Below are 26258 nucleotides of genomic sequence, written 5' to 3'. Positions count from 1 at the left end.
CCGCGTCGCTCCCCGCTTCATCCCGCCGTCTTCCGTGGATCCCGAGCGATGTCACGAGGTGACCTCCGTGATGCCGTCCTTCATCCGCGCCTGTTCACGGCTGCCGCTTGAGCTTGCCCTGATCGCGGAGCTTGACCAGATCGGCGTAGCCACCTTCGAGGACGCCGTCGACGAACACCATGGGGAACGTCGGGAAGCCGGCCCACAGCTTGAGAGCGAGCCGCTCCTTCCACTTCGAGAGGTAACTCCCGTACTCGAGGTAGGTGTACTTGACGCCCTCTTGGTCGAGCAGCCGCCGCGCCTTCTTCACGAACGGATTCTGGGCCATTCCGACAACCACCACCGGGTCGCGGCTCACCGCGGCCGCGGCCTCGTCGACGACCGCGCGATGGAAGCCGGCGATCTGAGACTTCACCGCCTCGGACATCTTCTCGGGAGCAAGCGTGGGACGTTCGGCCATTGTGTGTGTACCTCCGCGCCGGCAGCCTAGCGGCGCGGAGGCGGCGCGGTCAACGATGGGATCGAGGCGGCGCCGCTGACGTCAGGAGACACCCGGAATCTGATCTCCTGGCGTCGTGACAATCCACACTTCTTACTTCGTGATGGCGTCTTTGCGCCCCTGCGTCTTTGCGTTGAGAGTTCTTCGCTTCTCGACGCCCCGGCGGCTCGCCCCCTGCCCGTCCGCCCCCCGCGCTACGGGATGAGCAGCACCTTCCCCGTCGTCGCCCGCCCGGCGAGCGCGCGGTGCGCCTCGGCGGCCTCGGCGAGCGGGTACGTCGCGCCGATCGCGATCGTGAGCTCGCCGCGGGCGATCGCGCCGAGCACGTCGGCGGCGCGATCGAGCAGCTCCTCGCGCGTCGCTGTGTAGTGCCCGAGGCTCGGGCGCGTGAGGTAGAGCGAGCCCTTCTGGTTCAGGATCTGCGGGTCGAACGAGGACACCGGACCGCTCGACTGGCCGAAGAGCACCAGCATGCCGCGCGGGCGCAGCGCGCCAAGGCTCTTCGCGAACGTGTCGCGCCCGACGCCGTCGTAGACGACGTCGACGCCGGCGCCGCCCGTGAGCCGGCGCGCCTCGGCCTCGAAGTCGGCCTGCGTGTACAGGATCACCTCGTCGGCGCCGGCCCCGCGCGCGAGCCGCGCCTTCTCCTCGGTCGAGGTGGTGCCGATCACGCGCGCGCCGAGCCGCTTCGCCATCTGGCAGAGGAGCAGCCCGACCCCGCCCGCGGCCGCGTGCACGAGGCACGTGTGGCCCGGCCCGAGCGGGAACGTGGAGCGCGCGAGGTACTGCGCGGTGATGCCCTGGAGCATCGCGGCCGCGGCCTGCTTCGCGCCGACGCCCGCGGGCACGGGGACGAGCTTGGCGACAGGGACGCGGACGTGCGTGGCGTACGAGCCGGGGCCGCCGGTCCACGCGACCTCGTCCCCTTCCCTCACCTCGGTGACGCCGGGCCCCACGGCCTCGACGCGCCCCGCGCCCTCGAGCCCGAGCGGGATGGGCGGATCCATCTTGTACTGGCCGCTCCGGTGGTAGATGTCGATGAAGTTCACCCCCGCGGCCTCGACGCGGACCACGGCTTCACCGGGGCCCGGCGCGGGCGTCGGGTGCTCCTCGAGCTTCATCACCTCGGGACCACCGGCGGATTTCGGACGGATCGCGAGCATGCCGCCCATGTTGTCGAGCCGACGCGGGCCGTCAAGCGAGCGGCGCACGCATCGCCGCGCATCGACCCCATTGCTGTCCACCGGGCGCCGTGGATGATGCGCTCATGTCCGCTCCCAATCCTTCCGAGTCGCCCACCCAGCACAACGCCTCTGGAGCCTCGCCCGCCCTGTCCGCCGCGGCGGCGCCGCCCGGCGCGGCAGCCTCAGCCGCCTCCGCGCCTCCGCCGGCCGCCTCGGCCGGCGCCGGCCCGGCGGGCACCACGGCCGCGCCGTTTCCCGCGGACTTCCTGTGGGGCACCGCCACCGCGGCCTACCAGATCGAGGGCGCCGCCACCGAGGACGGCCGGGGCCCGTCGGTGTGGGATGTCTTCTCGAACACCCCCGGGAAGGTATTCGAGGGCCACACTGGGAACGTCGCCTGCGACCACTACCACCGTTACAAGGACGACATCGCGCTGCTCGCGGAGCTCGGGGTCAAGAGCTACCGCTTCAGCGTCTCGTGGACGCGGGTCCTCCCGGAGGGCACGGGCAAGGTCAACGCGAAGGGGCTCGACTTCTACGATCGCCTCGTCGACGAGCTGCTCCGCCACGGCATCGTGCCGATGTGCACGCTGTTCCACTGGGACTTCCCCCAGGCGCTCCAGGATCGCGGCGGCTTCCTCCAGCGCGACGTCGCCGAGTGGTTCGCCGACTACACGACCCTCGTCGCCGAGCGGCTCGGCGATCGCGTGCCCTGGTGGGTGACGCAGAACGAGCCGCAGGCCTTCATCGGCAACGCGCTCCTCGACGGGCACTTCGCGCCCGGGCTCAAGCTCCCGTACCGGGAGTACCTGACCGCCGCCCACAACCAGATGCGCGCCCACGGCAAGCAGGTGGACGCCCTGCGCGCCGCGGCCAGGGGGGCGAAGGTCGGGTACGTGCTCGCGACCCAGGTCCAGCGCCCGGCGACGGAGGACCCGGGCGACATCGAGGCCGCGCGCGAGGCCATCTTCTCGGTGTACGAGCGGCACCCGTGGAACAACGCCTGGTGGATCGCCCCGGTGCTCGAGGGGCGGTATCCGGAGAGCGGCCTCCAGCTCTTTGGCAACGACGTCCCCGACTTCCCCGCCAGCGACTTCGACGAGATCAAGCGGCCGCTCGACTACCTCGGCCTCAACATGTACACGTCGGGCACGTGGCGGCGGGGCAAGGACGGCAAGCCCGAGCGCGTCACCTCCCCGCCCGGCTACCCGCGCGCGACGCTCGACTGGCTGCAGGTGGTGCCCAGCACGCTGTACTGGGGCTCGAGGTTCTTCTGGGAGCGCTACAAGCTGCCCATCGGGATCACCGAGCACGGCACCTCCACGCGAGATCAGGTCTTCCTCGACGGCAAGGTGCACGACCCGCAGCGCATCGACCTCATGCACAGGTACCTGCTCGGCCTGGCGCGGGCGGTGAAGGAGGGAGTCCCGGTGATGGGGTACTGGGCCTGGTCGCTGCTCGACAACTTCGAGTGGGCCGAGGGCTACAAGGAGCGCTTCGGGCTTGTCTACGTCGACTACCAGACCCAGCGCCGCATCCCGAAGGACTCGTTCGCCTGGTACAAGCAGGTCATCGCGACCGGCGGCCGGTCGCTCCTCGGGCCGACAGCCGTCGCCTGGGACAACGTGACAGGTTGAGCCGCGGCGGCCCGCGGCCCGGCGGAGACACCGGGCCGCGGTGGCCTCCTCGCGCGCAGCGCGAGGGACCGCGCAGCGCCCTGACGCCGCGACGACCCCGCGGCGCGCGGGCACGCTGGGCCATGCTGCCTGAGCGCCGACACTGCGGCGCATATCGCACAACGTCTGTCATCGTCGTGCGCCGCATCGTCGCTGGCACCGCGGACGCGGCCGACTGCCTGGTTCACAGCGAGGGTATCGCCGCGGGGGCCCGTCTCCTGCGCGCAAACGCTCTGCGGTCGGGGTGCGAATCGGCTAGTCTCTGCCTCTTTGCGCGTGCGCGCGCCCGCGCACAGGCGCTCACAAAGGACACGAGATATGGCTCTGCGCAACGTTGTAGTCACGATCACCGCGACAGGCGTGATGTTCCTCGCCGCGTGCGACCCCGGCGAGCCTCCTCCGGCCGGCGGCTCGGGCGGATCCGGCGGCTCGGGCGGGTCCGGCGGCTCGGGCGGCGCGGCCGAGCCGCAGTGCGGTGCGCCGTCCGGCGGCCCGACCCTCCACGAGGGCGATCTCGACGAGAGCGAGACCTGGACAGCGGAGGGCAGCCCGCACATCGTGGGTTTCCCTGTCCGCCTCCGGGCGGGCGTGACGCTCACGATCGAGCCCTGCGCCGAGGTGCTGCTCGAGGAGGACACGGGCATCTCCGTGATGGACGAGGGCGCCGAGCTGCGGGCCGAGGGCACGGAGGCGCGGCCCATCGCGTTCCGCGGCAGCGAGGGCGCCCGCTGGAACGACGTGCACGTCGCCTGGCCGGGCAAGGCGACCCTCCGGCACGTGGCTCTCGAGGGCGGCGGCGGCGATCGCTTCCACGCGAACGCGACGCTCTCCGCCTACGGCGGCTCCGTGACCCCGGCGGCGCCGGCGCTGCTCGTCGATCACGTGACGGTGCGCGGGTCGCTCGGCGCCGGGGTCCTCCTGCTGCGGGCGTCGTCGTTCGCCGAGGGCTCGACGGACCTCGTGATCACCGAGAGCGGCAGCGACGAGCACCCGTATCCGCTGGAGCTCGGCGAGCAGGCGCTCGGCTCGATCCCGGTCGGCGTGTACACGGGCAACCGGAAGGACGAGATCCTGATCCAGGACGAGGGCGCCAATCAGGCCTCCGGGCTGCAACAGGACACGACCCTGCGCGACCACGGCGTGCCCTACCATTTCGGGGACTGGCGCGACGCCCGGTTCAACATCGGCGCCGGCGGCGAGGGCGCGCCCTTGACGACGCTCACCATCGAGCCCGGCGTCACCATCCGCTTCGAGCCCGGCAACTTCTTTCAGATCGAGCACTTCACCGGCGAGTTCGCGGCGAGCGGCGCCCTCCGCGCCCTGGGCACGCCGGAGCGGCCCATCGTCTTCACCTCGGCCGCGGAGAGCCCGGCCCCCGGCGACTGGGGCGGGCTCTGGTACGGCGGCATCCCGCGCGAAGAGAACGTCCTCAAGAACGTCATCATCGAGTACGCCGGCTACGATTGCGGCTGCATCCTGCTCTCGTGCAACGATCTCTCGACGTTCAACGGCGCCGTCATCTTCAGCCAGCCGCCGAGCAGCGCGTTCCTCCAGGGATCGACGATCCGCCACGTCGCCGGCCACGGCGTCACCCGCGGCTGGAACGGCACCGCGGGCCCCGATTTCGTCACCGGAAACACCTTCGAGGACGTGAGCGGCTGCGAGCAGACGCGGCCCTGGGTCGAGGGCCAGTCATGCCCGGATCCGAAGCCCCCCTGTCCGGAGGGCTGAGCGCGGGCAGCGCGGGCCGCCGGGCCTCAGCGCGGGACCTCGACGGGCACGAAGCACGAGATGTTGGTCTCGATGTGGAAGTTCGACCCGTCGGTGTGGCGCTCCGCGTGGAAGATATCCATCGAGTACGTGTTGCCCGGAGAGATGCCCAGGTAGTTGGCCTGTGCATCGAAGTCGATGACGCCGGACTCGGGCCCGTGCATGCTGCCGAGGTCGAGGGCGAGCTTGCCATTGATGAAGATCCACATGTCGTCGTCGCCCCGGAAGCTGAACTCCTGGCCGGCGACGTAGCCGAACTTGAGGTGGATCTCGGTGGTGAAGAGGAAGTTCTGGTTCTTGCCGTTGGGGGGGTTGATCCCGAACCCCTCCTCCGGCGCGAGCGGGAAGAAATCCGTGCTGTCGAAGACGTACCGACCCGAGCCGGCCGGCGTCTCCTCGAGCTCGATCTGCTTGGGGAAGGTCATGTTCACGCCGGGGACGTCGCGGTACCACTGGTCGAACGACGCCTTGCTCGTGATGACGACCTGGTTCGGGTTCCCGCCCCCGCAGTCGAGCGGGGTCTGCAGGTCTGCCTGGCAGCCAATCGAGTCGAGGAACACCGGCTTGCTCTCGGCGTCGAGCGCCGGCTCGACGAGCTTGCGGCGAACCACGTCGCCCCGGAAGGCCATCTCGAAGTCGGGGTGCGAGTCGTTGAAGTCGCGGTAGAGGACATCGAGCGTGCTCTTGCACTCGCTCCCTCCGCCGGCGCCGCCGGCCCCGACGACCACGTTGCCCCCCGAGATGCTCCCGATGTCGTCGCCGCTCGAGCTGCTGCTCACCGGCGAGGGCGTCCCGCTGCTGCCGCCCGTTGTCGTCCCGCCGCCGGAGCCGGCGGTCGAGTTGCCATTGTTATCGTTCGACCCCGAAGAACAGGCCAGGGCAGCGATGGCGAAGGTCACAAGAAAGAGAGAACGAGGGGACATAGAGCACTCCTGGGATAAAGTAGGACAACCACACCTCGTGGAGCCTGTCAACGTCACCCCTGGAATTCTACGCGAGATCTCGCGGCGCAGTCCGCTCGATCTCGTGGAGATCGCTTAATTCAGCCCGGCTGCATCGCGCCGGAATCAGCGTTGCCTCGACCGAGGTGCGTCATGCGACGCGTCGTCCTCGTGCAGGCGCTGCGCTCCACAGCCCCCGTGGCGCTATCGTGTTCTCGATGCGGGCAGCCGGGCTCAGATGAGCCGGTGTCCCCCGTCGACGTGCAGCACCTCGCCGGTGGTGAACCCGTTGCCCATCAGGAAGAGCGCGGCGTCGGCGATGTCCGCGGGCGCGCCGACGCGGCCGACAGGGAGGCGGCGCGCGTGCTGCGCGAAGCGCTGCTCCCTGGCGGCGCCCGCGATGGAGTCCCAGACCGGCGTGTCGATCCAGCCGGGCGACAGCGCGTTCACGCGCACCGGCGCGAGCTCGATGGCCAGGGCGCGCACGAGCGACATGAGCGCCCCGTTCACCGCGGCGATGACCGACCCGCCCGGCCCCGGCCGCACCGCGGCGATCCCCGTCGTGAAGACGATCGAGCCCTCCGGCTCGATCCGCGCGTGCTTGGCGACGTGGAGCGCCGCCACGAGCTTCGAGTCGATCGTGCGGCGCGCCGCGGCGATATCCATCTCGCGGATGGGCTGATAATGCCCCTGCACCGCCGTCACGACGACGTGACGCGCGGGCGGACGCTCGTCGAAGAGACGGCGCACCTCCGCCTCCTGCGTCACGTCGGCGGCGAAGGTGCGCACGCGGCGCGCCTCCCCGAGCTCGGCCGCGGCGGCGGCGAGCTTCTCGGGGGAGCGGCTCACCAGGGTCAGCGAGGCGCCGCGCGCAAGGCAGGCCCTGGCCACGCCGAGGCCGATCCCCGACGAGCCCCCGAGGATGATGATGTGCTGTTGTTCAAGGTTCATGACCGAGGCGTAGCGTCGCCGTCTCCTCCGAACCATGGGACGCTGTGGCATGCTTCATCCCATGAACGGGATGATCTCCCTCGAGGACGTGCGGCTCTTCGCGGCTGTCGCTCACCACCTGAGCTTCGTGGAGGCGGCGCGGCGCACCGGGGTGCCCACCAGCACGGTGAGCCGCCGGGTGGCGCAGCTGGAGGAGGCGCTGGGCGTGCGGCTGCTCCAGCGCACCTCGCGCCGCGTCGGCCTCACCGGCGAGGGCGCGCGGCTGTTCGAGCGCGCCGGGCCGCTGCTCGACGAGCTCGGGTCGGTGCTCGACAGGGCCGCGGACCGCGAGGACGAGCCCGCGGGCAGGCTCCGGGTGACGGCGCCCGTCATGACGGGCGCGCAGCGCATCGCGCCGGCGCTGTTCTCGTTCGCCGCCCGGCACCCGCGCCTGACCGTGGAGCTCACGCTCACCAACGCTGTCGTCTCCCTCGTCGACGAGGGCATCGATCTCGCCTTTCGCGCAGGGCCCGTTCACGACGCCGAGCTCGTGGCGCGGCGCCTGTGGTCGCTCCCGTACGCGCTGGCCGCGTCGCCGCGCCTCGTGCGCGAGGCCCTGAACGGCCGCACCCGGCTCGCCCGCGCGTCGCTCGGGTCGGTGCCCGCCGTCCTGAGCCACCAGGGCGGCGCCTGGCGCCTGCGGCGGCGGGACGGCTCCGTCGAGCAGGTCCGGCCGCGCGCGCAGTGCTGCGTCAACGATCCGCGGGTGGCCATCGCCGCGGCGGCGCAGGGGCTCGGCGTTGTCTGCGCGCCCCGCGAGGTCATCGAGCAGCAAGGCGAGGCGCTCGTCGAGCTCACCGTGACGGGGCGCACGGTCGAGCCCCGCGAGCTCTTCGCTGTGTACCCGTCGCGGCGGCAGCTCTCCTCGCGCGTGCGCCTCGCGCTCGACTGGGTGATGAAGCACGGCTGACCGCGCCGCGGCGCGCGGCCCCGGCCGTCAGGGCGCGCGCAGCTCGATCCGCTGCCAGTCGGCCGCGACATCGATCTCGACGACGCCCTCCACCACGCGGTGCGAGCGCGCCCCTGTCACGGAGCGCGGCGCGGGCACGCCGTGGACGCGGAGGGTCTCCACCTCGCGCGCGAGCGGCAGCTCGCCCTCCACGCTGCGCTCGAGCGCGAACGTGCAGCCGTCGAGGCCGCCCGAGATCCGCGTGAGGCGCGACGCGCCGTGGCCGTCGCCCTCGTCCTCGTAGAGGCGGCCGCGCACCGACTCCGCCGCGTGCACGTGCCAGGTGATCTCCTCCCAGCGCGCGCTCGTCGTGTGCATCCGCGGCGCCGTGAGCGCCACCGCGCCCCCGGCGCGCAGCCACACGGGGACGACCTCGAGCGGCGCGTCGGCGATCACGTGGCGCCCGCCCTCCTCGACGTTGCCGGCGCGATCGAGGTTCGCGAGGTCGAGCCACGCGCCGGCCGGCAGGTACGCGAGCCGCTTCGATTGCCCCGGCCGCACCACCGGCGCGACGAGCAGGTCGTCGCCGAAGAGGAACTGGTCGTAGGCGTGGAGCGCCTCGGCGTCGGCCGGCGCCGCGAAGGACAGCGGCCGCAGGACCGGGAGGCCCGTCTCCGCCGCCTCGTGCATCAGCGTGTAGAGCGTCGGCAGGAGCCTGTAGCGCCGCTCCAGCACCGCGCGCGCGAGATCGAGGAACGGCTCGCCGAAGCGCCACGGCTCCTGCGCCGGCCTGCCCCGGCCCGCGTGGTTGCGCATCAGCGGGTAGAACAGCCCGGCCTGCATCCAGCGCACGAGCAGCTCGCCGTTGGCGCGGCCGGCGAAGCCGGGGATGTCCGCGCCGACGAACGGGACGCCCGAGAGGCCGAGGCCGACAAGCATCGGGATCGACGCCTCCAGGTGCGTGAAGTTGCTGGCAAAATCGCCGGTCCACACGGCGGCGTAGCGCTGGATGCCGGCGAAGGCGGCGCGCGTGAGCACGAACGGGCGCCGCTCGGGCGCGTGGCGCGCGAGGCCATCGTAGGCGGCCCGCGACATGCCGAGCCCGTAGACGTTGTGGACCTCGAGGTGGCGCCGGGCGCCGTGGCGCGCGTCGTAGGGCAGCGTGCTGCCCTCGATGGTGCCGAGACCCGAGCTGCGCCCGCCGTTCGGCGCGGGCAGGCCCCTGTCGGGCTGGACGGAGAAGCACGCCGGCTCGTTCATGTCGTTCCAGATGCCGGCGACGCCCGCGTCGACGAACAGCTTCTGCAGATCGCCCCACCAGCGCTGCACCTCCTCGCGCGTCAGATCCGGGAAGACCGCCGGGTCGGGCCACACCTCGCCCACGAGCGTGCCGCCGCGGGAGAGCCGGACGAGGTAGTCCTTCGCGCGCGCCTCCTCGAAGACGGCGTAGCCCTCATCGGCCTTGATCGCGGGGTCGACGATCGTCACCAGCTTGACGCCCTCGGCCGCCAGCTCGCGCGCGAGCCCCGCCGGATCCGGGAAGCGCGTGCGGTCCCAGGTCCACACGCGGTAAGCGTCCATGTAGTCGATGTCGAGGTGGACGACGTCGAGCGGGAGCCCGCGCGCTCGATAGCCGCGGACAACGCCGCGCACGTCGTCCGCCGTCTCGTAGCCCCAGCGCGACTGGTGCGCGCCGAGGCTCCAGAGCGGCGGCATCGCGGGATGGCCGGTGAGCGCGGCGTAGCGCCGCAGGACGTCGGCCGGGTGCGGGCCGGTCATCAGGTAGACGTCGAGCTCGGGCCCCCGCGACTCCCAGGTGACGCGGTCCGGGTCGCTGAGGGCGATATCGACCTCCGAGCGCCACGGCTCGTCGAGGAAGAAGCCCCACGCGACCCCGCCGCGCAGCGCCACGAAGAAGGGAATCGAGACGTAGAGCGGGTCGGACTCCACGTGCGGCGGGTAAGCGTCGGTGTTCCAGAACGTGAAGCGCAGGCCGCGCTTGTCGAGCGGGCCGACCTTCTCGCCGAAGCCGAGGTACGCCTCGCCCTCCGGCGCCCCGAGCGAGATCCGGGCGCGGTATTCGTCGACGGGGAAGGCGGGCTTCACCTCGCCGGAGACGCCCTCGCAGCGCGCGAGGACGCCGCCCTGTCCGTCGCGGAAGGTCCATGTGCCCGAGGCGAGCGAGACCTCGAGAGAGGCGCCCTCGGCGCTCACGTGGAGCGTGTCCCCCTCGCGGCGCGCGGAGAGCGGCAGCGCGCCCTCGGCCACCACGGCGAAGGAGCGCTTGGGCGCCGGCTCGGGGTGCGTGAAGCCCGTCACGGCGGACGAGGGGGCGTGGCGGACGCGCAGCATGCCGGGACCTGGACAGCGGATCTCGACAGCGGCGCGGTCGCCCCAGAGGAGCACGTGAGTCGCGCCGATCGAGGCGTCGGAGAGGTGCATGCCGCGACTCTAGCCGAGCCTGCCCGCCCCCGCCAAGCCGAGGGCGCGTCGCTGCATCCATGTTGTCGTGAATCGCTGTCTTGCCGCGATTAGCCGGTAGTCGGGGGGTCCCGGTCAGCGTCGCGTCGCAGCAGCCGCTCGGCGGCGAGGAAGCCGAGCGGGACGAGCGAGAGGCCGAGAACGCGGAGCAGGCTCCTCGTCGAGGCCGCTCGTTCGAAATACGCCCGAGACGCGACCGAGAGCAGCACGAGAAAGAGCAGACCGTGAACGGTTCCGGCGACGCGCACCGCGATCGCCAGGCCGAGACCGTACTTCAGCGGCATGGCGATCAGCAGGAGGAGCAGCAGGGATGTTCCTTCGACGAGGCTCGCCAGACGCAAGGAATGGAGCGAGCTCACTGGAACACCTGCGCCCAGGTCGGCTTGAGGACCATGAGCGCGACGACACCGGCGAGCGGAAGCGCAGCGCACGAGAACGCTCCATGGCCCCGCTTGTCGCGCGAGACGCAGTAGACGAGGATGACGTTGGAGCCGACGGAGAGCGCGAGCCCGCCGACGACCCACAGCTCGGACATCCGAAAACCACCGAGCGCGGCCAGGGCGTATCCGGCGCACCACGTCGCGAGCAGGCTCGGAGAGGCGATGCTGTGCACGGCGCGCTTGCGCTCGCGCGGATCCGCCGCGACGAAGCTCGCGACGAGCCCGCCGGCGTACCCCATCGCGCCGAGGAACTTCAACGTCAGGACCAGCTGATACAACATCACCTCGCACCCCGGGGGCCTTTCACCGGAGCCCCGCGTTCCCGCATGACAACGAACGATGTCATCGCACGCGCGCCGCGGCCGCGCGAGCGGCTGAAACGCCATAGATCGCCAGGTTCTGGCCAGCCGGCGCGAACGGCGTCGTGGAGCCGAAATGCCCGCCGGCCGTCGCGTGAGCCGGCCTGGCGCGATCATGGCCTGCGTGCATAATCTGGCCATGCACCGCGTCGCCATCGTCGCCTTCGACGACGTCGTGGCCTTCGACCTGTCGATCCCGAGCGAGGTGTTCGGGCGCGTGCGGCTCCCGAGCGGACGCCCTGGCTACGAGGTCCGCGTGTGCGCCGCTGCGAAGGAGGTCGACGCTGGGGCCTTTCGCATGCGGGTCCGTCACGGGCTCGAGGAGCTCCGCAGGGCTGACACGGTGATCCTCCCGGGGATCGCCGACGTCGATCGCCCCGTGCCCGAGCGGCTGCTCCGCGCCGTGCGGAGGGCGGCCGGCGCCGGGGCCCGCGTCGCCTCGATCTGCTCCGGCGCGTTCCTGCTCGCCGCGACCGGGCTCCTGGACGGGCGGAGGGCGACGACGCACTGGCTCGCCGCCGGGGAGCTCGCGCGGCGGTTTCCGCGCGTCGAGGTCGATCCGAGCGTCCTTTACGTGGATTGCGGGCAGCTGCTGACGTCCGCCGGCGCGGCGGCCGGGCTCGACCTGTGCCTGCACATGGTCCGGCTCGACCACGGGGCGGCCGTCGCGGCGGAGGCGGCGCGCCTCGCGGTGATGCCGCTCGAGCGCGACGGCGGTCAGGCGCAGTTCATCGTGCACGCGCCGCCCACCGCCGACGGCAGCTCGCTGAGCCGCGTCCTCGACTGGATCGAGGAGAACCTGCGCAAGGAGATCGCGCTCCGCGACATCGCCCGGCGGGCGGCGATGAGCGTCCGCTCGCTGAACCGGCACTTCAAGGAGCAGACGGGGACAACGCCGCTGCAGTGGCTGCTGCGCGCCCGCGTGCGCAGAGCGCAGCTCCTGCTGGAGACGACGGCGCGATCGGTGGAGCGGGTCGCGTGCGACGCCGGCTTCGGCTCGGTGGCCGCGTTCCGCCAGCACTTCCACCGCGTGGCTGGCACAAGCCCGCAGGCCTACCGGAGCGCGTTCCGGAGCCGCGGGCGCCCGCAGGAGGGGCGCCGCGGCTGACCCGGTGCGACGCGCCTGGTGATCGTTTTTCCGTCGATGCGGTCGTGAGGTGGCAGCGTGGCAGATCGCTGCGCTGGTACATTCTGTCAGCTCCCGTCGATCCGGCGTGATCGCCGCGCTTCTCGGTTGGCCGCTGCGGAAGCAGGCACCGGCGAGCCCGTCTCGGCCCTGCGCAACGGGACAATGTGTCTCGGTGTCGTGAAGCGCGCGCCTGGCCGGATCCGCGTTGCTCTCGGAGCGTGATGACGATTTCGGCTGAATCCACCTGTCGGGAGCGGTCGCCGCCGCTTCAAGCGCAAGATGGACCGCTTCTTGCTATACACCCAGCGGATCGATCGTCCGCGCTGCAGCAGCGCGGGTGGGCCGAGGTCGGTGCACGATCGATGACGGGGTGGGCTCAGGAGCGGCGCCAGGACGCGCGGCTCGAACCGTGAGCGACAAGCCGAGCGCCGCGGCCTCCCGGGGCCGAGCGCGCGCTCACCACGCTTCGAACAGACAGGAGAACCACAATGAATCATCTCATCAGCATGACTTGCATCACGGCCGTACTGGTCGCGTCGGCGCTCGGCTGCGCCGCGACATCGGCCGAGGAGCAGCGACGGGCAGTGACCCATCAGCACAACGCGGATCAGGCAGCGCATCAAGGGCAGTACGGGGTGGCGGGCGACGAGCAGCGAAAGGCCGAGGAGGCGCACGCCAGGGCCGTGCAGAAGGCGATGGATGAGGGCAAGCCGATCCCTCGCCAGACGAGGCCAGGCGACCCGCCGCCGCCGCCGCCTCCCACGTACTGACGCGCGGCGTGCGCGGGCAAGGCGCCCCTGTGAACGTACCCTTTACCCAACCATGTGAGATGATCTTGAAGACATTGACAGCGTGTGGAGCTCTCGCTTCTGCGGTCTTTCTCCTGGCGCCTGGATGCGCGAGGGACAGCGAGGCCGGGCGCACCGTCGATTGCGCCAACATCTGCTCGAGATACTCCGACTGTATCGAGGAGGTTGATGTGTCCTCGTGCACCAGCGAGTGTGAGGACAAGGCGGACGCGGACTCGAGCTATCAGGAGAGCGCCGCCGCCTGCACGGAGTGCACGGACGACAGGACGTGCAAGGAGGCCGAGCACTGCTGGGCGAGCTGTCCGGACATGCCCGCCGTGAGCACGTGACCGGACACCCCGGGCGCCTCGGCGCAGGCGGGATCACCCCGGCTGAATCGAGGCGCGCCGCGGGGGCTGGCACCAGCGAAGCGCTGGAGCCCCTGCCCGCCCAGCTTCCGATTTGATCGTCAAGACGCGCGGGCTGCAGGTCGTTCGATCGTCCGTGATGGCCGCGAAATGAGAGGTTGATGACTCATGGAACAAGTACTCGTCGAGAAGAAGGTCCTGGCCGCGAGTGAGCGGCTCAGCGTCGCACAAGAGCAGCTCGATGCGGCGATGCAGGGTCCTGGCGGGAGCAGGCCGGATGTCGAAGCGATGAAGGAGGTATCCGAGAGGCTGAGAGAAGCGCGCGCGTGCATCGAGCAGCTACAGCAGCACATCGAGTCCACCGCCGAGGCTGTGCCGTCGATGCGCCACTGCCCGGCGTGCGGGGCGTCCATCCGCGCCAAGGCGACCCTATGCGGCCACTGCTGGACGAAGGTCAGCCCCACCTTGTAGTCCAGGCTGCAGGCCTCGGCGGCGGCGCGCTCTCCCCCGACCGCGGCGCCGCGGCTTCAGGGGGGCGCACTCCCCCCGCCGAGCCGCCCCGGCGGCGGCAGCTCCAGCGCCGGCGGCGGCGCCCCGGCGGGCCTGTGCTGCCAGTCGGGGTCGATCCAGAGCCATTTGACGAGCTGCGTGTTGCGCGCGTTGGGGATGAACCCCCTCACCCACGGCTTCACAAGGGTCGGCTTCTCCTCGAAGTAGAGCGGGATCCTGCACATCCCGTCGAGCGCGCGCCGCTCGGCCGCCCGGTAGACCCGGATGCTCTCCCGCGGATCCGCGATGGCCGCGGCCCTGCGCACCGCCTCGTCGAACTCCGCGTCGGCCCACCCGCTCCGGTTGTTCGGGCTGTACGAGAGGAACGTCCCGAGCCACGTCTGCGGATGGTTGTAGTCGGCGTACCAGGCCAGGCGGATCACCTGGAAGTTGCCGTCGCGGAGGTTGTTCAGCATCACCCGCCACTCCTCGTTCCGCAGCGTCACGGAGATCCCGAGGTGGCGCTTCCACATGTCCTGGATGGCGACGGCGACCTGCGTGTGCCCCTCTCCGGTGTTGTAGAGGACCTCGAGCGGCGGAAAGCCCTTGGCGCGGAGCTCGTCTCCCTCGCGGCCGACCTCGTAGCCGGCCTCCGCGAGCAGCGCGCGGGCGCGCGCGGGGTCGTGGAAGACCTCGGGGCTCGAGAACGGATCCGCGCCGCGCTCCCTGTCCTCGGCCGCCTGCTCGGCGTAGCCGGATCCGGTGATGTCGGGCACGTAGTGGGTCGCCGGCTTCCCCACGCGCGTGATCTTCTCGACGAGCTGCCGCTTGTCGATCGCGAGGTTCAGCGCCCACCGGACGCGCGCGTCGTCGAGCGGCGGCTTCCTCGTGTTGAGCTCGTAATACACGGTGGAGAGGTACTCGCTCCGCCGGAGATCCCTCTTCCCGGACAGCCAGCCGAGGTGCTCGTAGGGAATGTCGGTGTTGTCGCCCAGGTAGTCGAGATCCCCTGCCCTGTAGAGCTGCAGCGTGGCGTTGTGCTGCGCGATCTCCATCCAGACGATCCGGTGGATCCTGAGCGCGTCATGGCCCCAGTACGCCGGATTCCGCTTCATCGTGATCTCGTAGCGGAACTTCCACTCATCGAGCAGGTACGGCCCGTTGGCCACGATGTTCTCGGGGCGGAACCAGAGATCCGGCTCGCCGCGCGCCTCGAAGGCCTCGATGACGTCGCGGCGCACGGGGAACAGGGTGGCGAAGCTCGTGAGGTCGGTGAAGTACGGCGTGGGCTGCTCCAGCTCGACGTCGAGCGTCCGCTCGTCCCGGGCCCGCACGCCCACGGCGGCGTCGTCCTCGACGAGCAAAGGCACGGCGACGAACCCGGCCGCCGCGCCGGACGGCGGCGCCGAGCGCGGCGCGGCGGGGTCGTACGTGGGGAGGCTCGCGTGGGGCGCGACGAGCGCGTAGGCGGCGTCCGGGGACGCGGGCGGCGCGAGCAGGCAGCCCGGGAGGAAGCCGCGGCCCTGAGGGCCCTCGACCTCGAACCAGCGGTCGGTGGCGCCGTTGCAGGTGACCGGCGGGCCGGCCGCGAGGAGCGCGACATCGGCGCCGCGCCACCCGCCGCCGGGATCCGCGTCGCGCGGCGCGGGCGGCGGGGTCGCGCCGGCCGCGTCGAAGGCGAGCCGCTCGCCGGCGCCGGTCTTCTCGTCGGGCTCGCTGTACGTCACCGAGGCGACGCCCGGCGGCGGCGCCGCCAGGGGCGTCACCGCCGACGTCACGCGGGCGGGCGACTGGCCGAGCACGACGACGAACGCGCCCTTCGGCAGCGACAGCGCGGCCGGCGCGTCGGGCCGCGGCGCGCTGCGCAAGGTCGCGGCCTCGCGCAGCGCCTTGAGCTTGCCGAGGTTGAACAGCTCGCCGTTCTTGAGGACGTGCAGGTTCGTCGCGGCGAGCGAGGCGGTCGACGGCCGCAGCACGCGCTTCCACGCGTACTCGAAGTCGTGCGCCGTCACCGGCTTGCCGTCCGACCAGCGCGCCTCGGGCCGCAGGTGGAACCGGAAGACCCGGTTGTCGTCGCTCTGCTCCCACCGCGTCGCCACCCCCTGCACCGGGTGGAGATCGCCCGCGGCGTAGCTGGTCAGCCCCTCGAACATCTGCTGGAGCAGCGTGATGCTCACGGAGTCCACGGCCTTGCCGGGATCGAGGTACTCCGGCTCGCCGCCGTTGTTCACGTAGAAGGTGGTGACGTCCTTGCCGGTGCGCACCGTCGTCCCGACGTGGTCCCCGCGCTCGCCGGTGCAGGCCGCGAGCGGCGCGAGCGCGAGCAGCGCACCGAGGAGGGTGACGCGGGAGCGCAGGGGCTCAAGGGCGAGAGCGAACGACGTCATCTCTGATCCTCGGGCCCTGGCGATCCCTGGCTTCATGAGAGAATGAACCACAAAGGCACAGAGGGCACAGAGGGAAGAGAGAGATAGAATTTCTTGCTCTCCTCTGTGCCCTCTGTGCCTCTGTGGTTCAAATTCCCCCATCAAGGGACCAGGAACGCGCCTGGGAGTTGGGGTGTCATTCTGCAAACCCCTTTGGATTCTTCTCTTGCCAGCGCCAGCTGTCGCGGCACATGGTCTCGATGTCGCGCTCGGCGCGCCAGTCGAGCAGCTCCACGGCCCGCGCCGGATCCGCGTACACGGAGGCGACGTCCCCCGGGCGCCGGGCGACGATCTCGTGGGGGACCCGCTTGCCGCTGACCTTCTCGAACGCGGCCACCACCTCGAGCACGGAGTAGCCGCGGCCGGTGCCGAGGTTGACCGTGAAGCTGTCGCCGATTGAGAAGATGCGGTTCAGCGCGGCCAGGTGCCCGAGCGCGAGGTCGACAACGTGGATGTAGTCGCGCACGCCGGTGCCGTCCGGCGTCGGCCAGTCGCCCCCGAACACGCGGAGCTTGTCGCGCCGCCCCACCAGCACCTGCGTGATGAACGGCGTCAGGTTGTTCGGGATGCCGCTCGGATCCTCGCCGATGAGGCCGCTCTCGTGCGCGCCCACCGGGTTGAAGTAGCGCAGGGACGCGAGCGACCAGCCGCCGGTCGCCGCGACGTCGCGCAGGATGTACTCCACCATGAGCTTCGACTGCCCGTAGGGGTTCGCCGGCCCGAGGCGGCACCCCTCGTCGATCGGCACCCGCTCCGGATCGCCGTACACAGTGGCCGACGAGCTGAACACGAGCTTCCGCGAGCCCCGCGCGTCGAGCGCCTTGAGCAGGCACACGGTCCCGGCGACGTTGTTCTCGTAGTACGCGAGCGGCTTCTCGACCGACTCGCCCACGGCCTTCAACCCCGCGAAGTGGATCGTCGCGTCGACCGGGTGCTGGGCGAGCAGCCGATCCAGCAGCGCCGCGTCGCGGATGTCGCCCTGGACGAACGTCACCTGCTTGCCGGCGATCCGCTCCACCCGTTCGACGGCCGCCTTGCGGCTGTTGCAGAGGTTGTCGAGGATCACCACCTGGTAGCCCGCGCGAAGCAGCTCCACGCAGGTGTGCGAGCCGATGTAGCCCGCGCCGCCGGTGACAAGGATCGTCTTGCTCATGTCGTTCTCCCGAGGGGGTCCATGATGCGCTCCCCGGGAGTTGGCCATGGCGCAGGCCAGCGCGTCAATGGGGACCTCCGCTCAGCACGCACGGCCGAGCCGCCTGGAAATCCGCTGCTTCTCCGCGTCATCGGCCTCCCGACGACGGCGTGGAGGAAGGCGTACGTGAGCGCGCCGGCGGCCCGCTGGGGGCTCGCCCGAGGAGGGCCCGGGAGCCCTTGCGGACGACCGAGGAGCGCGAGGCGATGTCGCGCCCGCGCACGCCGCCTCAGGGCGCGATCGCCTCGCCAAGGGGCGGGCCGAGCCGGCCCGGCGGCGGGAACTCGAGGTGCGGAAACGCCGTCTCGTTCGACGGGTTGTCGCGCCAGCTCGGGTCGATCCAGAGCCATTTCACGAGCTGCACGCTGCGCGCGTTGCCGACGAACCCCTTCACCCACGGCTTCACAAGCGTCGACTTCGTGTAGAAATACAGCGGCAGCTTGGGCATGCCGTCGACTGCCCGCTTCTCCGCCTTGCGGAACATCCGGATGCTCTCCCCGGGATCGGCGATCGCCGCGGCGGAGCGCATCAGGTCGTCGAAGTCCTTGTCGGCCCAGCCCGTCCGGTTCTGCGGGCTGTACGAGAGGAGCGTGCCGAGCCACGTCGCCGGATGGTTGTACTCGCCGATCCAGCCGAACCGCACGACCTGGAAATGGCCGTCGCGCACGTTCTTGAGCATCACCTTCCACTCCTCGTTCCGCAGCGTGGCGGAGATCCCGAGGTGACGCCTCCACATGTCCTGGACCGCGACGGCGACCTGCTTGTGGCCCTCGCTCGTGTTGTAGAGGATCTCGAGCGACGGGAAGTTCTTCGCCCGGTAACCGTCGCCCTCGCGGACGACCTCGTAGCCGGCCTCGGCGAGCAGCGCGCGGGCGCGCTCGGGGTTGAACACGACGTCCGGCGACGAGAACGGATCGGCGCCGCGCTTCCTGTCCTCGGCCACCGCCTCGTCGTAGCCGGAGCCGGTGTAGTCAGGGACGTAGTGCGTGGCCGGCGTCTGCCCCGCCCGCGTGACCTTCTCGACGAGCTGCTGCTTGTCGACAGCGAGGTTCAGCGCCCAGCGGACGCGGACGTCGTCGACCGGCGGCTTCCGTGTGTTGAACTCGAACCAGTACGTGGAGAGGTAGTGGAACCGCCGGAAGTCCTTCTTGGTCGAGAGCCACGTCATGTGCTCGGACGGGAGCGACGCGTTGTCGCCCATGTAGTCGAGATCTCCCGCCTTGTAGATGTTCATCGCGGCGTTGTACTGCTCGATCTCCAGCCAGACGACGCGGTGGGCCTTGAGCTTGTCGTGGTTCCAGTAGTGGGGATTCCGCTTCATCGTGATCTCGTAGCGGAACTTCCACTCATCGAGCGTGTAGGGGCCGTTGACCACGATGTTCTCGGGGCGGAACCAGAGCTCGGGCTCGCCGCGCTGCTCGAACGCCTCGATGACGTCCTTGCGCACGGGGAAGAGCGTCACGTAGCTCGTGAGATCGGTGAAGTAGGGCGTGGGCTGCTCGAGCTCGACGTCGAGGGTGAGGTCGTCCCTGGCCCGGACGCCGACGGCGCTGTCGTCCTGCGCGAGCAGCGCGTCGGGCACGAAGCCCACCGGGGGCTCGCCCGGCGCGGGCGCCGGGGTCGCCGCGGCGTCGTACGTGGGCAGGCTCGCGTGCGGCGTGACGAGCGCGTACGTCTCGGCGCCCGGGCGCGCGCCGTCCGCGGCCGGCGTGAGCAGGCAGCCGGGGAGGAAGCCGCGCGCGCCGCCCCGGTCGAGCTCGAACCAGCGGTCGGCGGCGCCGTTGCACTGGCACGGCGGGCCGGCGCGGACGATGTCGACAACGGCGCCCTGCCAGCCGCCGCCGGGCGCGGGGCCGAGGGGCGCGGCAGCGTCGAGCACGAGCCGGTCCTCGGTGCCGCCCTTCGCGTCGCCCTTCGTGAACGTCACCGAGGCGGCGCCCTCCGGCAGCGCCGGGAGCGGCGCGATCGCGGCGTCCACCTGGATGGGCGAGCGCGCCAGCACCACGACGAACGCCCCCCTGGGGAGCTCGACCGTGGGCGGCGCGTCGGCCCTTGGGGCGGCGCGGAGCGGCGCCGCCTCGCGCAGCGCCTTGAGCTTGCCGTGGCTGAACAGCTCGCCGTTCTTGAGGACGTACAGGTTCGTCGCGGCGAGCGAGGCGGTCGACGGCCGCAGCACGCGCTTCCACGCGTACTCGAAGTCGTGCGCCGTCACCGGCTTGCCGTCCGACCAGCGCGCCTCAGGCCGCAGGTGGAACCGGAAGACCCGGTTGTCGTCGCTCTGCTCCCACCGCGTCGCCACCCCCTGCACCGGGCGAAGGTCGCCGGCGCTATAGGAGGTCAGCCCCTCGAAGAGCTGCTGAATCAGCGTGGAGCTCGCCGAGTCGTTCGACTTTCCCGGATCGACGTACTCCGGCTCGCTGCCGTTGTTGATGTAGATCGTCGTCGCGTCCTTGCCGACGCGCGCGGTCGTCCCGGCATAGACGCCCTCGTCGCCCTGGCTGCACGCCGCGAGCGAGAGGGACACGAGGCCTAGCGCCGCGACGGCGCCGCGCGCCGCGCAACCGGCGCCCCCGCCGCCCCCCTCGCCACCGGCACCTCGTCGCTCCGGAGCCCGTCGCATACGGCGGGAGTAGCACGGCGTCCCAGGGGCAGGAAGACCGTGGCTGGCCGGTTCGAGCGCGGGACTCCCCTCCTCCAGAGACCGTCAGATCTCGTTCGGATTGCGCTCGATGTTCGCGGTGACCCCAACGGTGGCGCGATGATTGGCTCGCCTGCGCACTCGCAACCCGGCGAGGCAGCCGACCTCATCCCGTCCACGAGACGAGCGCAGCCAGCCCGCCGTCTTCGTGGTAGGTCGCGCGCTCGTCATGCTGCACGATCGCGTGGGTTCCTCGTCGCGCGCTCTCTCGCGCTGCTCGGCGCTCCTCCTCGGGCTCCTCGCCGCGGGCTGCGGCGGCGCCGGCCCGCCGGGCGCAGCGCCCTCGGGCGCGTCGCGCTGCGATCCGGCGCACCTCGAGCCGTGCGAGCGCGCCCTCGCCGCGGCCGTCGCTGAAGGCCGTGCGCCGCGCGAGCTCGCCCTGGGCTACGTCGAGGCCCGCGCCTCCCGGGACGCCGGCGACCCGTGGGCGCTCCTGCTCCGCGACCTCGACAGGCGCGGCGGGCCGAGGCCGGGCGTCGCGGTCATCGTGGAGGCGGGCGCGGAGGCCGCCGGCGACGCGCGCCGCAGCGGTGCGGCGGACGCCGTCTGGATCCGCGCCGCGCCGCTGCCGCCCCCGGGGCCCCTCGGGACCGAGGCGCTGCTCCTCGCGCTCGGCGAGGCCCTCGGGTACGACCACCTCGTCCACGCGCGCGCCGGCGGCGGCGGCGCGGTCCAGCTCTTTCCGCGCGATCCGCTCGCGCCGTTCATGGCCGGCGTCGCGCCTGTCGCCCGCGGCGACGCGGCGCTCGCGCGCGTCGCGGACGACATCGCGCTCGCGGCGCTCGTGCGCCGCGCCTTCAGCGCCGCCGGGGCCTTCCGCTACGTCGAGGCCGCGCGCGCGGCCGACGCCATCGCGGCCGCCGTGAAGGGGCGCGATCCGGACGACGAGCCGGCGCTGCGCGGCCGCTACGCGCTCCAGCTCCTCGGGACGGCCGGGATCGCGCTCGACGACGAGGACGAGCGCCGCGCGCCCGCCGCGACCGCCGGGCCCTCGGCCTCCCGGCTGAGCCCTCCGCCCGCCGCCGGGGGCACGCCGTACGGCGATCTCCTCCGCGTGCGCACGGCCCGGGACGGCCGCGCGGCGTGGCGCGCCCGCGGCGCTGCGGTGCTGCGAGGCGTGCCCGCCGATCGGCGCGCGGCGCTCGACGACCTGCTCGGGAAGGCGCGCGGCTGCGGCCGGGGCCTCGCGCCGCCCATGGAGGGCCCGCGCGACCTCGTCTTCGCCGCGGAGCTCGCCGCCGCGCTCGCCCCGAGCGACGCCGCTGCGCCCGCCGCGCCCGCCGCCGCGCTGGCGGCCGGTGGCGCCGCGACCGGCGCCGCAGCGAGCGCCCCGGCGGCGGCGCCGGGCGGGAAGCTGCCGCTCGAGGCGTGGCTGCCGCGCTACGAGGCGCTCGTCCACGCCGTCGCTCAGACGAGCACCGCGTGGGCCCACGCGCCGAGCCTGCTGCACGAGCGCGGCCGCACGCCCGCCGCGGGCCAGGCAGGGAGCGCCGTCCACAAGCGCGTCACCGAGCTCGGCCTCGCGCACCTCGCCGCGCTGCGCGCCCTCGCCGAGGCCGAGCCGCGCCGCTACCGCGCGCTCGCGCAGATCCCCCTCGCCTACAGCCCCGGGGTGCTCGCGGACGAGCACCTCCGCGGCGCGATCGTCGACCTCACGCAGGTCGCCGTGCAGCGCCGCATGGCCGAGGCGCGCGACCCGGAGGCCGTCCTCGGCGCGGTCCTCGCCGGCGTCTTCGCGGGCATGTCGTACCCCCCCGAGGTGCAGGCCGCGCACTTCCTGGCCCTGCAGGGCGCGCTCACCGCCAAGCTGCGCGGCGACCTCACCGCGCAGACCGGCTGGGGCGTCGCCGGCCTCTACGCCGCCGACGCGCTGTACCGGACCCTCTCAGATCAGGCGCCCGACCTCGCGTTCTCGTCGGCGCAGATCGGCCGCGCGCTCTCGCCCGACCCGGCGCTCGCCTACCCCGGCCTCGCGGCGCTCGCCTCGAGCCTCTCGCGCTACGCCGCGCTCGGCGCCGCCGGCGCGCTCGATCCGCGCGCGATCGACCCGGCCCGGCTCCCCCCGGAGCGCCGCGTGGCGCGCGACGCGCTCCGGCGCGCCGTCGCGGGGCTCGCGGCACCCGAGGGCGGCGCCGGTGCGTCCGGCAGCCACGCCGCGGCGCCCGACGGCCAGGCCGCCGCGCCCGGCGGCGCCGCGGTCGCGCCGGGCGCCCCGGAAGCCCCGCCGCCCGCGCTCGTGGAGGACGTCACCGCGCTGGCCGACGGCGTGCTCGCCGTGCTCCTCACCGAGCGCTCGCGCAGGCCGCCGCCCGCCAGGGGCACCTGCGCCGCCGCGGCGCGCGGGCCGAGCCCCGAGGCGCGCGGCGCGCTCGCGCGGCTCGGCGACGTCCGCGGGCGGATCCTGCGCGCGCCGCGGTTCAAGCAGGGCGACGGGGCGTGGGCGCGGCGGGCGCGGCTGCTCGTGACGCTCCTCTCCGACGCGATGGACCTGCTCGCGGCGCCGCCCCATCCGGCGCCGCCGCGCGCCGGCGCGCCGGAGCCCCGCGTGCGCTTCACCGTCCCGACCGCGGACGCCGAGGCCGCCGTGGCCGCGGGCCTCGCCGGCTGGGCCGACCGCGATCTCTCCGACGCGCTCGCCGGCGGCTACGCGCTCGCCCGCGCGCTCTTCGAGTCCGCCACCGCCGAGCGCTTCGCGCAGCAGAGCGGCGCCCCGCTCGGCCGCGTGCTCCGCGGGCTCTCCGCCGCGCTCCGCGGCGGCGCGGCGCGCCCCGACGCGGCGCCGGGCCCGGCCGGGGCCGCCCTCCTCGACGCGCTCGCGTCCGTGCCCGCCGCCCGCGCGGACGCCGACCTCCGCGGCCTGTTCGTCGGCTACGCCAGGGCGTTCTCCGCCCTCGGCATGCGCGACCAGGCCGACCTCGGGCTGCTCACCTCGCTCCTCGGCGCCGCCGTGCTGGGCGCGCCGCCGTCGCCGGAGGCCGTCGCGCTCGCGAACGAGCGCGGCAGCCGGGTCGCGTGGGCGCTCTCGTACCTGAGCGAGATCGCGAAGGCCCGTCGCGGAATCGCCCCCGAACCGTCGGCCTACGCGGACGCGATGCGCAAGGCGTCCGACGACGCCTGCCAGACGGCGGACGCGGGCGACGTGCTCGCGATCGTGGGCGCCGCGCGCGACTTCGCCGGCGGCCGCCGCGCCGAGGCCCGCGACGCGCTCGACCGCGTCCTCTCGGACGCCGACGCGCGCGGCCTGCGCGTGCCGCGCATGACCTACCGCTACGAGGAAAAGACAGCGACGCGCGTCTTCTCCCTCAGCTTCGACGTCTCGTACGGCGCCGGGATCCTCGAGGGGTCGACCGGCTTCCAGCTCGGCCTCGGCCTCCGCACCCGCGGCGAGCCCGAGGGCGCGCTCACCGCGGCCCTCGCGCCCGAGGGCTCGCCCCGGAGCGACGAGGACGCGGCGCGCGCCTACGTCAGCGCCGCGGCCCTCGCGGCCGCCTACCACTTCCTCGACGGCGACGCCGACCGCGGCGCCGCGGCGGCGCGCCGGGCGATCGCCGCGCTCTCGTTCGGCCTGAGGCTCGGGCCGCGCGCGCTGCGCTCGGACCAGCCGCTCGCCTGGGGGAAGGACGCGCGCGCGCTGCTCGCGATCGACGCCCAGCTCGCGGCCGAGGCCGGGCACCCCTTCCTGGCCGGCGATCTGTGGACGCTCGTCCGCGGCCTCCTGCCGCCCGACGCCGACGACGCCGCCGTCGCGGCGCTGCTCGACCCGCTCCCGGCGGGGCTCGCCGCGGTCCCGGGCCTCGATCCGCTCGTCGCGAGGACAGCGCGCTCGCTCGCCGCCGTCGCCGGCCCGCTCGCGTGCACCGAGGCGCGGGTCGAGCTCGGCGGCCACGAGGAGCCCGCCTGCGACGCCTACCCGCTCGCGCTCTCGCTGCGCATCGCGGACGTGCTCGGCAAGCTCCCGCACCTCCGGCGCGCCGGCAGCGCGGCGGCGTGCCCTGTCCTGCGCAGCCTCGACGGCTTCCTCACGGCCGCGGAGCGGGGGACGTACGACCCCGACGCGTTCACGGCCGCCGTGGAGGCGCTGCGCCGGAGCGGCCGCCTCTACGACGCCGGCGTGATGCTCGCGCGACAGCGGCGCGAGGGGCACTGCGGCCCGCTCGTCCTCGAGGCGGCGCGCGCGCTCGGCCGCGCGCCGTCGCTCGGCCCGGCGCTGCGCGCGGACCTGCTCAGCGTCGCGGTGCGCTGCGCGGCGGCGGCGCTCGACGGGAGCGTCGTCGACGACGTGATGGCGCTCGACGGCGAGACGCGCGTCCTCCCGGACCTCGGCCGCAACCTGAAGGTCGTGCTCTTCGCGACGGAGCTCGCGGTGCGCGCGCAGCGCTGGGACGTCCTCGCGAGGCTCGCGCGGCAGCCTGATTTCGTCGCCCGCTGGCTGGGAGAGAGCGACGACGCGGCGGCGACAGCGCTCCTCATCGAGGCCGCCGCGGCCGCGCTCGCGGGCGACCCGGCGCCGCGCGATGCGCGCGTCCACGGCGCGCACGAGCGGCTCTGCGGGCAGCCTCCCTCCGGCGATCGGGCGGCGCTGTGCGCCGAGGTCCAGCGCCTGCGCGCGGGCGCGCTGCCCGAGGCGCAGCGCCGGCAGCGCGCGAAGGAGGCGCTGGAGCGCCTGCTCGCCGCCGCGCGCGGGTAGGCTGAGGCTGGCTGGTAGCCTGCTGGACTTGCCCGCGCTCCCCTCCGGCGCCGGGCCATGTCACGCTCGCGGGATCGCCCGCCGGCCACGTCGCGCCAGCGGGCTCGCCTTCCCGCTACTTCACGCTCGCGGGCTTCGTCTCGGCCGGCTTGGTGTCCGCGGGCTTCGCGTCCGCCGGCTTCGTGGCGGCGGCGGCGGGCTTCGCGTCCGCCGGCTTCAGGTCGACCGGCTTCGCGTCCGCGGGCTTCGCCTCCGCCGGCTTCGTGGCGGCGGCGGGCTTCGCGTCCGCCGGCTTCAGGTCGACCGGCTTCGCGTCGGAGGCCTTCGCGGCGCTCTTCGGCGCCGTGGCGGGCACGCCGGCCGGCTTGAGGCCCTTGGTGACGGCCGCAGCGCACGCGAGCTCGACGCCGGTGTCCTTGCCCTCGGACCGCATGATCTTGATCTCGACCCGGCGGTTCTTCTCCTTCGCCTCCTCGGTCTCGCCCGCGTCGGACGCGCAATGCGCCCCGTAGCCGGCGGGCCGCATCCGGTTCTTCTCGACGCCGAGCGCGACGAGCGCCTTCACCACCGCGTCGGCGCGCTTCTTCGTGAGCGTCACGGTGGCGTAGTCGCTGCCGACCTTCTCGGAGTACGCCGCGACCTCGACGAACTGGACCTGCGGATTCTCCTTGATGACGCGGGCGATGTCCGCGAGGAGCTCCTGCGAGGCGGGCTCGATATCGGCCTTCCCGGCGGCGAAGGCGATCTTCTCGTTGAGCTTCACCTCGTTGTCGGTGAGAACGACCCTGGGGACGTCGGGACACCCGTCATCGTCCTTGTAATTGTTCTTGACCTCAGCCTCGTTCGGGCACTTGTCGGCCTCGGCCACGATGCCGTCTCCGTCCGGGTCGTTCGACTTGCAGCCGTCCTTCGGGTCGGGCGGCAGGCCGTCCTCTTTCTCGGCGACGCACTTGTCCGTGCCGTCGTCGATCACGCCGTCCGCGTCCGCGTCGGGGGGCGGCGGCGGCGGCGCCGGCGGCGGCGCGGGGGGCGGGGGCGCGGGCGCCGCGGCCTGCATCTGGGGCTCTCTCGCGCAGCCGGCGTTCGCGGCGAGCAGCGATGCTGCGAATGCCAATCCAAGCCATCTCGTGGTTCGCATCTCCTGGGCTCCTTCCTTGGCGTCCTTGATTGCGCCGAGCGGCTGCGTGTTTAGACGACTACGCCGGAAACTGCGAGATGTAATCGCACGGCGCGCGCTCGTGCTCCTCGGCAG

19 protein-coding genes are annotated in these 26258 nt (G+C 72.9%); 8 read left to right on the top strand and 11 right to left on the bottom strand.

Annotated elements, in window-relative coordinates; translation table 11 throughout:
- Nucleotides 1-94: 94 nt before the first annotated feature.
- On the bottom strand, nt 95-460 hold the full coding sequence (locus WMF42_RS17375; RefSeq protein ID WP_061609898.1) for a glutaredoxin domain-containing protein: 366 nt from the start codon (nt 458-460) through the stop codon (nt 95-97).
- A 233-nt stretch (nt 461-693) separates the two neighbouring features.
- Nucleotides 694-1662: a quinone oxidoreductase family protein gene (locus tag WMF42_RS17370; protein ID WP_437694299.1), complete on the bottom strand. Its 969-nt coding sequence runs from the start codon at nt 1660-1662 to the stop codon at nt 694-696.
- Between the two features lie 104 nt (nt 1663-1766).
- Here WMF42_RS17370 and WMF42_RS17365 point away from each other — a divergent pair, with 104 nt between their 5' ends.
- Nucleotides 1767-3320, top strand: coding sequence for a GH1 family beta-glucosidase (locus tag WMF42_RS17365; RefSeq protein ID WP_437693218.1), 1554 nt, complete (start codon nt 1767-1769; stop codon nt 3318-3320).
- 357 nt (nt 3321-3677) lie between these two features.
- Entirely contained in the window at nt 3678-5090 is a 1413-nt protein-coding gene (locus tag WMF42_RS17360) for a hypothetical protein (protein WP_437693216.1), read from the top strand.
- Between the two features lie 26 nt (nt 5091-5116).
- Here the strand turns inward: WMF42_RS17360 and WMF42_RS17355 are convergent, their stop codons facing one another.
- Nucleotides 5117-6052 (bottom strand): fibro-slime domain-containing protein, encoded by a 936-nt coding sequence (locus WMF42_RS17355; RefSeq protein ID WP_437693214.1) that lies wholly within the window; start codon nt 6050-6052, stop codon nt 5117-5119.
- 252 nt (nt 6053-6304) lie between these two features.
- Nucleotides 6305-7021: an SDR family oxidoreductase gene (locus WMF42_RS17350; protein WP_437693212.1), complete on the bottom strand. Its 717-nt coding sequence runs from the start codon at nt 7019-7021 to the stop codon at nt 6305-6307.
- 61 nt (nt 7022-7082) lie between these two features.
- Between WMF42_RS17350 and WMF42_RS17345 the strand changes: the two genes are divergently transcribed.
- The gene (locus WMF42_RS17345) at nt 7083-7970 is read left to right on the top strand and encodes a LysR family transcriptional regulator (protein ID WP_437693210.1); all 888 of its coding nucleotides are present in this window, start codon (nt 7083-7085) and stop codon (nt 7968-7970) included.
- A 27-nt stretch (nt 7971-7997) separates the two neighbouring features.
- Here WMF42_RS17345 and WMF42_RS17340 read toward each other — a convergent pair whose 3' ends face one another.
- The 3 genes from WMF42_RS17340 to WMF42_RS17330 form a co-directional block, all read right to left on the bottom strand.
- Nucleotides 7998-10391 carry a glycoside hydrolase family 31 protein gene (locus tag WMF42_RS17340; RefSeq protein WP_437693208.1) on the bottom strand — a complete coding sequence of 798 codons (2394 nt, stop codon included), beginning with the start codon at nt 10389-10391 and terminating at the stop codon, nt 7998-8000.
- Nucleotides 10392-10480: 89 nt separating this feature from the next.
- Nucleotides 10481-10771, bottom strand: coding sequence for a DUF3817 domain-containing protein (locus WMF42_RS17335; RefSeq protein WP_437693206.1), 291 nt, complete (start codon nt 10769-10771; stop codon nt 10481-10483).
- Between the two features lie 14 nt (nt 10772-10785).
- Entirely contained in the window at nt 10786-11154 is a 369-nt protein-coding gene (locus WMF42_RS17330) for a hypothetical protein (protein ID WP_063815864.1), read from the bottom strand.
- 214 nt (nt 11155-11368) lie between these two features.
- Here WMF42_RS17330 and WMF42_RS17325 point away from each other — a divergent pair, with 214 nt between their 5' ends.
- The 4 genes from WMF42_RS17325 (at nt 11369) to WMF42_RS17310 (ending at nt 13985) form a co-directional block, all read left to right on the top strand.
- Nucleotides 11369-12337, top strand: a complete 969-nt coding sequence (locus WMF42_RS17325) for a GlxA family transcriptional regulator (protein WP_061609900.1) — start codon at nt 11369-11371, stop codon at nt 12335-12337.
- Between the two features lie 509 nt (nt 12338-12846).
- A complete protein-coding gene (locus WMF42_RS17320; protein ID WP_061612364.1) occupies nt 12847-13128 on the top strand; it encodes a hypothetical protein in 282 nt (93 codons plus the stop codon).
- A 209-nt stretch (nt 13129-13337) separates the two neighbouring features.
- Nucleotides 13338-13496, top strand: a complete 159-nt coding sequence (locus tag WMF42_RS17315) for a hypothetical protein (RefSeq protein WP_437693204.1) — start codon at nt 13338-13340, stop codon at nt 13494-13496.
- Between the two features lie 186 nt (nt 13497-13682).
- A complete protein-coding gene (locus tag WMF42_RS17310; protein ID WP_061612363.1) occupies nt 13683-13985 on the top strand; it encodes a hypothetical protein in 303 nt (100 codons plus the stop codon).
- 56 nt (nt 13986-14041) lie between these two features.
- Here WMF42_RS17310 and WMF42_RS17305 read toward each other — a convergent pair whose 3' ends face one another.
- The 3 genes from WMF42_RS17305 to WMF42_RS17295 form a co-directional block, all read right to left on the bottom strand.
- Complete coding sequence (locus WMF42_RS17305; RefSeq protein ID WP_437693202.1) at nt 14042-16390, bottom strand: peptide ABC transporter substrate-binding protein; 2349 nt, start codon at nt 16388-16390, stop codon at nt 14042-14044.
- Nucleotides 16391-16565: 175 nt separating this feature from the next.
- Entirely contained in the window at nt 16566-17582 is a 1017-nt protein-coding gene (galE, locus tag WMF42_RS17300) for a UDP-glucose 4-epimerase GalE (protein WP_437693200.1), read from the bottom strand.
- Between the two features lie 268 nt (nt 17583-17850).
- Entirely contained in the window at nt 17851-20145 is a 2295-nt protein-coding gene (locus WMF42_RS17295; protein ID WP_437693198.1) for a peptide ABC transporter substrate-binding protein, read from the bottom strand.
- Between the two features lie 343 nt (nt 20146-20488).
- Here WMF42_RS17295 and WMF42_RS17290 point away from each other — a divergent pair, with 343 nt between their 5' ends.
- On the top strand, nt 20489-25006 hold the full coding sequence (locus WMF42_RS17290) for a hypothetical protein (RefSeq protein ID WP_437693197.1): 4518 nt from the start codon (nt 20489-20491) through the stop codon (nt 25004-25006).
- Between the two features lie 115 nt (nt 25007-25121).
- Here WMF42_RS17290 and WMF42_RS17285 read toward each other — a convergent pair whose 3' ends face one another.
- Nucleotides 25122-26120, bottom strand: coding sequence for an OmpA family protein (locus WMF42_RS17285; protein WP_437693195.1), 999 nt, complete (start codon nt 26118-26120; stop codon nt 25122-25124).
- Between the last annotated feature and the right edge of the window lie 138 nt (nt 26121-26258).

This window comes from Sorangium sp. So ce176 (assembly GCF_051519835.1).
Taxonomy (GTDB): Bacteria; Myxococcota_A; Polyangia; order Polyangiales; family Polyangiaceae; genus Sorangium; species Sorangium cellulosum_G.
Note: the sequence above shows the minus strand (reverse complement) of the source record. Positions and strands in the feature narration are given on the sequence as shown.